The organism is Devosia sp. XGJD_8 (assembly GCF_046614475.1).
Classification (GTDB): domain Bacteria; phylum Pseudomonadota; class Alphaproteobacteria; order Rhizobiales; family Devosiaceae; genus Devosia.
Window position 1 is genome coordinate 189,399 of the sequence record NZ_JBKJHF010000002.1, and the last position, 10,602, is coordinate 200,000.

At 64.8% G+C, this 10,602-nt stretch carries 8 protein-coding genes (1 of these 8 cut by a window edge); 6 read left to right on the forward strand and 2 right to left on the reverse strand.

From position 1 onward, the window contains the following. Positions 1-472: 472 nt before the first annotated feature. From prfA to clpB, 4 genes are all read left to right on the forward strand, one after another. Positions 473-1,549, forward strand: coding sequence for a peptide chain release factor 1 (gene prfA / locus ACLI1C_RS16510; RefSeq protein WP_411398653.1), 1,077 nt, complete (start codon positions 473-475; stop codon positions 1,547-1,549). A 23-nt stretch (positions 1,550-1,572) separates the two neighbouring features. Further along, positions 1,573-2,514, forward strand: a complete 942-nt coding sequence (locus tag ACLI1C_RS16515) for a N5-glutamine methyltransferase family protein (RefSeq protein WP_411399070.1) — start codon at positions 1,573-1,575, stop codon at positions 2,512-2,514. 340 nt (positions 2,515-2,854) lie between these two features. Beyond that, positions 2,855-3,595 carry a DUF4167 domain-containing protein gene (locus ACLI1C_RS16520; RefSeq protein WP_411398654.1) on the forward strand — a complete coding sequence of 247 codons (741 nt, stop codon included), beginning with the start codon at positions 2,855-2,857 and terminating at the stop codon, positions 3,593-3,595. A 178-nt stretch (positions 3,596-3,773) separates the two neighbouring features. After that, on the forward strand, positions 3,774-6,389 hold the full coding sequence (gene clpB, locus ACLI1C_RS16525; RefSeq protein ID WP_411398655.1) for an ATP-dependent chaperone ClpB: 2,616 nt from the start codon (positions 3,774-3,776) through the stop codon (positions 6,387-6,389). A gap of 35 nt (positions 6,390-6,424) precedes the next feature. Here clpB and ACLI1C_RS16530 read toward each other — a convergent pair whose 3' ends face one another. Next, positions 6,425-7,438, reverse strand: a complete 1,014-nt coding sequence (locus tag ACLI1C_RS16530; RefSeq protein WP_411398656.1) for a tetratricopeptide repeat protein — start codon at positions 7,436-7,438, stop codon at positions 6,425-6,427. A 137-nt stretch (positions 7,439-7,575) separates the two neighbouring features. On the opposite strand from ACLI1C_RS16530, the gene ACLI1C_RS16535 reads away from it, so the two are divergent. Then, complete coding sequence (locus tag ACLI1C_RS16535) at positions 7,576-7,914, forward strand: VOC family protein (protein WP_411398657.1); 339 nt, start codon at positions 7,576-7,578, stop codon at positions 7,912-7,914. Between the two features lie 33 nt (positions 7,915-7,947). Then, positions 7,948-9,456, forward strand: a complete 1,509-nt coding sequence (locus ACLI1C_RS16540) for an MFS transporter (RefSeq protein WP_411398658.1) — start codon at positions 7,948-7,950, stop codon at positions 9,454-9,456. Here ACLI1C_RS16540 and ACLI1C_RS16545 read toward each other — a convergent pair. After that, positions 9,431-10,602, reverse strand: partial view of a M23 family metallopeptidase gene (locus ACLI1C_RS16545; protein WP_411398659.1) — the 3' portion only. 799 nt of this gene lie beyond the right edge of the window; the window shows 1,172 of its 1,971 coding nt (coding positions 800-1,971); its start codon lies beyond the right edge, outside the window; it ends in the stop codon at positions 9,431-9,433. The two genes, ACLI1C_RS16540 and ACLI1C_RS16545, sit on opposite strands and share 26 nt — an antisense overlap.

The following is a 10,602-nucleotide window of genomic DNA, read 5'->3' on the forward strand; positions in this document are numbered from 1 at the left end:
GGATATGCGGGCCAAACACCACCTTGATCCTTCTTACCCGGAGCGATTTGGCCTGCGGCCGGCCCGAAGCCCACAAAGGCGGTGGGCGTCGACTGCAACATCATCCCCACTTATCCCCGCCCCCAAAACCTGTGGCACACTCATCCCCATCACCCCGCATGGGCGGCCTGCAGGCGAACAGTGGCGGGGTGAGCGGGGCGCGGGCTTTGCCTCTCGCGCAGGTTCGAGATCCGGCCGCAGCATGGCGAGCGATCATGCTGCGCGATAACCGGGACTGTTCCAAAAACCGGCGCCCCGAGGCGAATGTCGTCTCGTTTTTAAATTACCAGAGGCGGCATCCGCCTCGGGGTCCGTCTCTCTCCGAATAACCGCAGGCGCCGGCGCCGTGCGGCACTTCAGGCTGCGCCATACTTGCAGTTCGAGGGCGTTATCCCTAAAGCGAGACGCTCGCAGACTTGAAAGACCCAAGGCCATGGCATCTCTTCCCCAGGACAAGCTCGACGCGCTCGAGACGCGCTTCCAATATGTCGAGGCGGCGCTGTCGGGCGGCGCGGGGCCGGACGAGTTCGTCAAGTTCTCCAAGGAACATGCCGAGCTGGCCCCGATCGTCGGCGAGATCCGCGCCTATAACAAGGCGTTGAGCGACCGGGCCGAGGCCGAAGCGCTGCTCAAGGGCGGTGACAAGGACATGGCCGAAATGGCCGAGGCCGAGATCGCCGAGCTCGACGAGAAGATTGAAACCCTGTTCCAGTCGATCCGCATCCTGCTGCTGCCCAAGGACGAGGCCGACGAGAAGTCGATCATCCTCGAAATCCGCGGTGGCACGGGTGGCGATGAAGCAGCACTCTTTGCGGGCGACCTGTTCCGCATGTATGAGCGCTATGCGGCCGGCCATGGCTGGAAGGTCACGGTGATGGAGGAAAGCCCCGGCGAAATGGGGGGATTTAAGGAAATCATCGCCAATGTGAGCGGCAAGGGCGTCTATGCCCGCATGAAGTTCGAGAGCGGCGTGCACCGGGTGCAGCGCGTGCCTGCGACGGAAGGCTCGGGCCGCATCCACACCTCGGCCGCCACGGTGGCCGTGCTGCCGGAGGTGGAGGACATCGATATCGAAATCCGCAACGAGGATATCCGCATCGATACGATGCGTGCCTCGGGCGCCGGCGGCCAGCACGTTAACACCACCGATTCGGCGGTGCGTATCACCCATATCCCGTCCGGGCTCGTCGTGACCTCGGCCATGAAGAGCCAGCACCAGAACCGGGCGCAGGCCATGCTCGTGCTGCGCTCGCGGCTCTACGAGATGCAGCGCGAAGAGCGCGACAGCGCCCGCTCGGCCGAGCGCAAGGGCCAGGTTGGCTCGGGCGATCGTTCCGAACGCATCCGCACCTATAATTTTCCGCAGGGCCGCGTCACCGACCACCGCATCAACCTGACGCTCTACAAGCTCGATAAGGTGATGACCGGCGAAGCGCTGGACGAGTTGATCGAGGCATTGATCACCACCAGCCAGGCCGAACAGCTGGCGGCGATGGAGACCGTCAACTGAGCCAGGAGCCCAGCATCGGCGCGCTGTGGCGTGGCTGGCGCGATGTGCTGGGCCGGCTGGGATTTGCCAGCGCCGCGCTCGACGCCAAATTGCTGACCGGTCATGCGCTGGGGCTGAGCACGCTGGAACTGGCGACGCGGGAGAACGAGCCGGCCGATAGTGCCGGCGTCGCGCGCGTGGCGGATCTGCTGCAGCGCCGGATGAGCGGCGAGTCGGTAGCGCGGATCATCGGCGCGCGTGCATTCTACGGGCTCGATTTCTTGCTCAACGAGGCCACGCTCGAGCCGCGGCCCGAGACCGAGCTGCTGGTGGATCTGGCGCTCGGCGCCTTGCCCGCGGCCGGGCGCCTGCTCGATCTGGGCACCGGCACGGGCTGCATCCCCATCGCGGTTCTGGCCAATCAGCCTGACGCGGTTGCAGTCGCAGTGGACCTGAGCGGACGGGCTCTCGAAGCGGCGCGGGACAATGCCGCGCGGCATGGCATGGCTGGGCGGATCGATTTCCTTAAGGGCAGCTGGTTTGAGCCACTGACCACCTCTCCCTTTGGGGGAGAGGTCGACCCGACTTCGGGTCGGGTGAGGGGGCCTTTGCTGGGCGTGCGTGGGGAAGGCCCCCTCACCCGGCCTTCGGCCGACCTCTACTCCAAAGGGAGAGAGATATTCGACCTCATCGTCTCCAATCCGCCCTATATCAGCTCGGCCGTGGTCGAGACGCTGGCGCCCGAGGTCAAGGATTTCGATCCGCGCCTGGCACTGGACGGTGGACCCGACGGGCTGGCGCCGTACCGGATCATTGCCAGGGAAGCTTCCGACTGGCTGGCGCCGGACGGCTGGGTGCTGGTCGAAATCGGCTTCGACCAGGGCGCGGCGGTCAGCGCGCTGTTTCTGGAGGCCGGCTACGACGATGTGACAGTCCACACCGATCTCAACGGGCTTGATCGGGTGGTCGCCGCACGCCATATCTGAGGCGGCGCAGGGCAGGGGGAGTGGTGCTGCGCAATTAATGCTGGCAAAGATGCTGCGAACGTTATAGTTTGTTCCCAGCTGTCAACGGCGCTTCATGAGCGCCACGGCGACTAGCCACCCGACAAATCCTACTTGCTGCAAAGCGCAGCGCGGTTCCGGCAGAGGCTGGAACGACGCGGGATGGGTTCGGAGCGCCGTCCGACGGTTTCGGTCTTCATGAAGCCAGATAGAGCCGGTTTGAGAAGCGCGAGAGCTTTTTTCCGGATTGGCCAGACCAGGCAAGATGCCGGTCCGCCAACAGTGTGACGCTTATTTTTCTAGAGTTAGATAAAGCGACCAGATGAGACCCAATAATCAGAATAACAAGAACCGGCAGCGTGGCCGGAACGGCGGACGCAAACACGTCAATCCGTTATCCCGCAATTTCGAGAGCAACGGTCCGGACGTGAAGGTGCGCGGCAATGCCGCCCATGTCGCCGAGAAATATCTGCAGCTGGCGCGCGATGCGCAGTCCAGCGGCGATTCGGTGATGGCGGAGAATTATCTCCAGCATGCCGAGCACTATTTCCGCATCGTCTCCAGCGCCCAGCAGGCGCAGAGCGGCCAGCGCCCCGACGGGCAGGATGATGCCGACTTTGATGATGATATGCCGGAGATGAACTCCCGCTTCTCGTCGCCACAGCCGCAGCCGCAGCAGCAATATGTACAGTCCGAGGGCGATGATCAGCCCGAGGGCGAGCAGCCGCGCCAGCAGCAGGGCGAGCAACGCCCGCGCAGCGAGCGCCCCGAAGGTGAACGCCAGCAGCGCCATGAGCGCGGCGAACGTCGCGAGCGCCAGCCTCGCCCCGAGCGCGCCGAAGGCGATATTGCTACCAGCCAGCCGGCCGTGGCCGGCGAAGAAGCCGCGCCTGCAGAGGCCGCAGGTGCTGAAGGCGAGGCCCGCAAGCCGCGTGAACGCCGTCCGCGCCGCCGCCGTCCGGCGGGTGGCGATGGCGGGGCCGATCTGGCCGGTGCCGAGCAGCCCGATGTCGGCGAGTTGCCGGCATTCCTCACCGCAGGCACCACCAACGCCGCAGAATAGACGATACAGAAATTGAAAAGGCCGGGCAGCGATGTCCGGCCTTTTCGTTTGCCAAAACGCTCCCATATATCTCTCGTGATGAAGCAGCGCCGAATGTCGGGCGTTTCATTGCACGACGCTTCCGCCGCGTCTTCCGGTGCCTTCGGGGCCGGGTCGCGGGCGAGACAAGGAGAGTTGCATGAATATCGAGAAATATACCGAACGGGCCCGCGGCTTCATCCAGAGCGCCCAGACCATTGCCCTCGGCAAGGGTCACCAGCAGTTCACCCCGCTGCATCTGCTCAAGGTGCTGCTGGACGATGACCAGGGCATGGCCAATGGCCTGATCGAGCGCGCCGGGGGCAACCCCAAGCTGGCGCGCGCGGAGCTTGAGGCTGCGCTTGGCAAGATCCCCAGCGTGTCCGGCGACGGATCGCAACTCTATCTGAGCCGTGAGCTGGCCCGGGTTTTCGACACCGCTGAAAGCGCGGCGCAGAAGGCCGGTGATTCCTATGTCACGGTCGAACGGCTGCTGCTGGCGCTGGTCGTCGAGAAGGACACTGATGCCGGCAAGATCCTGAGTTCGGCCGGCGTGACGCCGCAGGGCCTCAATACGGCCATCGAGGCGATCCGCAAGGGTCGCACCGCCGACTCCGCTTCGGCCGAAAACAGCTATGACGCGCTCAAGAAGTATGCGCGTGACCTGACCGCCGATGTGCGCGAGGGCAAGCTTGACCCGGTGATCGGCCGCGACGAGGAAATCCGCCGTACCATCCAGGTGCTCAGCCGCCGCACCAAGAACAATCCGGTGCTGATCGGCGAGCCCGGCGTGGGCAAGACGGCCATCGCCGAAGGCCTGGCTATCCGCATCGTCAATGGCGACGTGCCCGAATCGCTCAAGAACAAGAGCCTGCTGTCGCTCGACATGGGTGCCCTCATTGCCGGCGCTAAATATCGCGGCGAGTTCGAGGAGCGGCTCAAGGCCGTGCTCAGTGAAGTGACCTCGGCAGAGGGGCAGATCATCCTCTTCATCGACGAAATGCATACCCTGGTCGGGGCCGGCAAGGCCGACGGGGCGATGGATGCGTCGAACCTGCTCAAGCCGGCTCTGGCCCGCGGCGAACTGCATTGCGTCGGTGCGACCACGCTCGACGAATATCGCAAGCATGTGGAAAAGGATGCGGCCCTGGCCCGTCGCTTCCAGCCGGTCTTTGTCGACGAACCGACCGTGGAAGACACGATCTCGATTCTGCGCGGCCTCAAGGAGAAGTACGAGCTGCACCACGGTATCCGGATCTCGGATTCGGCGCTGGTGAGCGCGGCGACCCTGTCGAACCGCTACATCACTGACCGCTTCCTGCCTGACAAGGCTATCGACCTGATGGACGAAGCCGCGGCGCGCCTGCGCATGGCTGTCGATTCCAAGCCGGAGGCGCTGGACGAACTCGACCGGCGCATCATGCAGCTCAAAATCGAGCGCGAGGCCTTGCGCAAGGAAGAGGACGAGGGTTCCAAGACCCGCCTTGGCCGGCTGGAATCCGAACTGGCGGATCTTGAGGAGCAGGCACAGAGCCTGTCGACCAAGTGGCATGCCGAAAAGGAACGCCTGCAGGGCGGCCAGAAGCTCAAGGAAGAGCTGGACGCGGCACGCAGCCAGCTTGAGATCGCGCAACGGCAGGGCGACCTCGCCAAGGCCGGGGAGCTCGCCTATGGCGTGATCCCCGAACTCGAAAAGAAAATCAAGACGGCCGAGGATCCCAATGGGGATGGCAAGGTTGATCCGCTGATGGCCGAGGAAGTGGTGACGCCCAGCCACATTGCGCAGGTCGTTTCCCGCTGGACCGGCATTCCGGTCGACCGGATGCTGGAAGGCGAGCGCGACAAGCTGCTCAAGATGGAAGATGCCCTGGGAGCCAGGGTGATCGGCCAAGCCGAAGCAGTGGCAGCCGTGGCGAAAGCCGTGCGCCGGTCGCGCGCCGGGCTGCAGGATCCGAACCGGCCCATCGGCTCGTTCATGTTCCTAGGGCCAACGGGCGTCGGCAAGACGGAACTGACCAAGACGCTGGCGCAGTTCCTGTTCGACGACGAGACGGCCATGGTCCGGCTCGACATGAGCGAGTTCATGGAAAAGCACTCGGTCGCTCGGCTGATCGGCGCCCCTCCGGGCTATGTCGGCTATGACGAAGGCGGCGTGCTGACCGAGGCGGTGCGGCGCCGACCCTACCAGGTTGTGCTGTTCGACGAGATCGAGAAGGCGCATCCGGACGTGTTCAATGTTCTGCTGCAGGTGCTCGATGACGGGCGGCTGACGGACGGGCAGGGGCGCACGGTGGACTTCCGCAATACGGTGATCATCCTCACCTCCAACCTGGGTGCCGAATACCTCGTCGAACTCAAGGACGGGGAATCGGTGGAACTGGTGCGGGGCAAGGTGCTCGACATGGTCAAGGCGGCGTTCCGGCCGGAATTCCTCAACCGGGTCGACGAGATCCTGCTGTTCCACCGGCTGGGTCGCGAGCATATGGGTGCCATTGTCGATATCCAGTTCGGGCGGCTGCAGCAGCTGCTCAAGGATCGCGACATTGTCCTCGAACTGACCCCGCGGGCGCGGGAGTGGCTGGCCAATGAGGGTTACGACCCTGCCTATGGCGCGCGGCCGCTGAAGCGGGTGATCCAGCGGGCGGTGCAGGACGAGCTGGCCGAGGAAATCCTTGGCGGGCGGGTCACCGATGGCTCCAGTGTGCTGGTCGACGCCAATGACGAGGGCGTCGTGCTGCGGCCGGGTGGCCCGGGCGCGGCGGACGCTGCGGCATAATCAGGAAAAGGCCGGTCGCGAGACCGGCCTTTTTGTCAGTCGGTGACGCCAAGCCGGGCCAGCGCCTCCTCCGCGTCGACGCTGCCTTCGGTGGCGGCCTGACGATAGAGTTCGATGGCGCGATCGCGATCGATGGCGACGCCATTGCCGTTTTCATGCAGCTCGCCCAGCAGAAAGAGACCGAAGCTGTTACCGTCCTCGGCTGCCTTGCTGATCCATTTGCGGGCAATGTCGTAGTCGAGCGGGACGCCCAGCCCGCGCAGATAGAGATTGCCGATATTGGCCCGGGCGACGATTGAGCCGGCTGCGGCGGCCTTGCGGTACCAGTCCATGGCGAGGTTTAGGTCGACATCGATTCCCTCGCCGATCTCGTAGCTGACGCCCAGGCTGTTCATGCCGCCGGCATCGCCTTTTTCGGCTGCGCTCATGAAGAGCTTGGTCGCACGTTCGTCGTCTTCGACAACACCATTGCCTTCGGCATAGAGCACGCCGAGATTGACCTCGGCGACGGGCAGGCCCTGCTTGGCGGCGGCGGCGTAGAATTGGGCGGCGCGGCTGACATCCTGCTCCACGCCCTGGCCGCGCTCATAGCTGACACCCAGACTGTTCTGCGCAGGAGCGAAGCCGGCGGCGGCGGAAGCTTCGAGCAGGGTGATGGCCCGGGTCTCGTCGACCGGGGTGTCGCCCAGGCCATCGATCAGGATATCGGCGAGAAGTTGCTGGGCGAGGGGATTGTCGGCGCTGGCAGCCGCTTCCAGCAGCGGAAGGGCGGCGTCATATTCGCCATAGTAGAAATGGATGCGTGCGAGCCATGCCTTGGCCTGATCGGAGGCGGGGCTGGCTGCTATGGCCGCGGCGCAGACTTCCTCGGCCCGGACCAGGTTGGCATCGGCCGGAACGACACCAGTCGTCTCGTAGCCCTTCTCATAGGGGCTAGCGATCAGGGTGCCGCAATCGGCTACCTCGTCGGCGGTTGTGGGTGCGGCAAAGGCCACGCCCAGCAGCGCTGCAAGCAGCACTACAAGCGGGCCAGGCAAAGGCAAGTTCATGCAGTCTCTCCCCTCATCATCAGTCGGCCAATTTGGTGGCGCGCCATGCCGCGGAGGCAGATTACGTCGACTGCCGGGGACTTGCACCTGGGAAGTGGTCGAAGTAGAACAAACAAGGAACTCAGGGAGTCAAACAGATGCGTGACAGGATCGACTATATCGAATTCCCCTCGAGCAACCGGGCGGGAACCAGTGCCTTCTTTCAGGCCGCCTTTGGCTGGGGCATTACCAGCTACGGCCCGGACTATGACGGCCTGGAGCAGGCGGGCATCGATGGCGGCGTGGACCAGGCTCCCGGTAAAGTGGCGGCCACGATGGCAATTGTCAGGACCGACGATCTCGATGCCGCCGAGCGGCGGGTAGTGGCGGCCGGTGGCACGATCACGCGGGCGCAGTTCGACTTCCCGGGCGGCAGGCGCTTCCACTTCCGCGAGCCGGGTGGAAACGAGATGGCGGTCTGGATCGCGCGGGAATAGATTGCCCGGCATTACACGCGCGCCGGACCCAGCATGGACCAGGATATTGCCGCCCCGCAAAGCCGCCGCTTCGTGCTGGTGGCGGCCATCCTGGCCTCCAGCATGGGCTTTATCGATGGATCGGTCATCTCGATCGCCATTCCCGCCATCAGGGCGGATCTGGGCGCAACGCTGGCCGAAGCGCAATGGGTGAGCAATGGCTATCTGCTGTTCCTTTCGGCACTGATGCTGCTGGGCGGCGCGGCGGGTGATCGCTTCGGCCTCCGAACAGTGTTCGGGCTGGGCATCGTGATCTTTGTCGGCGCCTCCATCCTCTGCGCCCTCGCGCCGACGCCGCTGGTGCTGGTGGTGGCGCGGGCGATCCAGGGGAGCGGCGCGGCCGTCATGGTTCCGGGGAGTCTGGCCATCATTGCCAAGGCCTATCCCCGCGAAGAGCGGGGCCGGGCCATCGGCATCTGGGCTGCAGCTTCGTCGCTGACCTCGATTGCCGGACCGATTCTTGGTGGTTTCCTGCTGACCGCGCTGGGCGACTGGAGCTGGCGGCTGGTCTTTGCCGTCAACCTGCCGCTGGGCGTGGTGGCGCTGGCGCTGCTCTGGTTCAAGGTGGCGCCGGATCGGCCAGGGGATGGGCGGCGGCTCGATGTGACGGGCGCCGTGCTGGCGACGCTATCGTTGATGTGCATCGCCTACGGCCTCACCGGAGACGGCAGCGAGAGCGTGCCGCCGCTGTCGCATACCATTGCCTGGTGCGGCGCGGGACTGGTGCTGGGAGCTGCGTTTCTGGCTTGGGAAAAACGCAGCAAGGCGCCGATGCTGCCGCTGCGGCTGTTTGCCAATATCGGCTTTTCCGGCGCAAACGGGCTGACTTTCGCCCTGTACTTTGCCTTGGGTGGCACCATGTTCTTTCTGCCCATGACCATGATCGGCGGGTGGGGTGAGAGCCCGGCCACAGTATCGCTCGCTTTGCTGCCCCTGGGGATAACTCTGACGGCGCTGTCGTCGTTCAGCGGCAAGTGGGCCGATCAGGTGGGTCCGGCGCCGCTGATTACGCTGGGGTCGCTGATCGTGGCGTTGGCCTTTGCCGGCCTGGGGGTGACTGCGCCACTGCATGCGGTGTGGCTGGCGGTGGCGCCCTGCATTGGGCTGCTCGGGCTGGGCATGGGGCTGGTGGTCTCGCCGCTGTCGACGGCGGTGATGACCTCGGTGGATGACAGCGATACGGGTGTCGCTTCGGGGGTCAACAATGCGGTGGCGCGCGTGGCCGGGCTTGTTGCGGTGGCGCTGCTGGGAGCGATCGTCGCCATGGTGTTCGAGCGCGGGCTGGGCGAGGCAGCCGAGCTGCCGATCTTTTTCGGCCTCGCCGCCCAAGGGCTGTCACCAGAGCAGGAGGCGCTTCGAACGGGGGCGACCGACGCGGCGTTTGCGGCGGTTTGCTATATCACCGCGGCGCTGAGCCCGGTTTCAGCGGTGGTCGGCTGGCTGACGCTGGAGCGCAAGGGGCGGTTTGCCCCTCGCCCTACTGGCTCGCCTGGGCCACGGTGACCGGAGCGGGCTCGCGGGTCATCAGATCGTTGATCTGAGCCATGGTCTGGGCGAACTCGGCTTCATACTGCTGGGGCAGGATATTGTCCTTGGGCAGCTTGACGCTGAGCGGATCGACCAGATTGCCGTTGATCTTGATCTCGAAATGCAGGTGCGGGCCGGTCGACTGGCCGGTGGAGCCGACATAGCCGATGATCTGGCCCTGGCGCACGCGGCTGCCGGCGCTGAGACCGTCGACATAGCGCGACATGTGGCCATAGGCCGTCTCGTAGCCGTTCACGTGCTGGATCTCGACCTTGTTGCCGTAGCCGGACTGCCACTTGTAATACTGGATGACGCCATCGCCGGCGGCATAGATCGGGGTGCCGGTGCGGGCGGCCAGGTCGACGCCGGTATGCAGGCGGCGGCTCTTGAAGATGGGGTGGATGCGGTAGCCGAAGCGCGAGCGCAGCGTGCCGCCGCCTTCCAGCGGCCGGCGGGTGAGGAAGCGCTTTCCGGTTTCGCCATCGGGATCATAGAAGTCGATGACGCCATCATCGGTGCCAAAGCGGTAGAGCTGGCGGGTGGTATTGCCCAGGGTCAGGCCGACATAGAGCAGCTCGGAGCGGCCTTCGGCATCGGGGACCGATTTCAGAATCTCGATCGTATCGCCGGCGGCGATCTTCTTGGTCATGTCCACGTCATAGGCATACATGCCGATGATGCGCTCGATGGTGGCATCGTCGAGATCGTGCTTGCGGCCGGTTTCCCAGATAGAGCGATAGACGCTGGGAAGATTGGCGACGTTGACCTCTTCGGTATCCTCCTCGGGGAACTCGATCTCGGCCGGGGCCAGACCAAGCACATACTGACCCTTGTCGGTGATGGCCACCGTCGCGCGATGCACGTCGGTGTCGTTGGCATCATCATGCAGATAGATGCTCAGCCGATAGGGAATGAGCGTGTTGGAGGTGCGCGAGGGTCCGAACAGGATGCGCAGGCGCGCGCCGGCCGGCAGCTCGGTGGAGGGGAAGACGTTCTGCAGCGTCGCGTCGATGGCCGCGATCATCACATCGGTGAAGCCGTTGCGGCGCATCACGTCATTGAGCGGGGTGCGCTCCTTGACGGTGAGAATGCGCTCCGAGCGGCCGAGTGCGGCATCGGCCG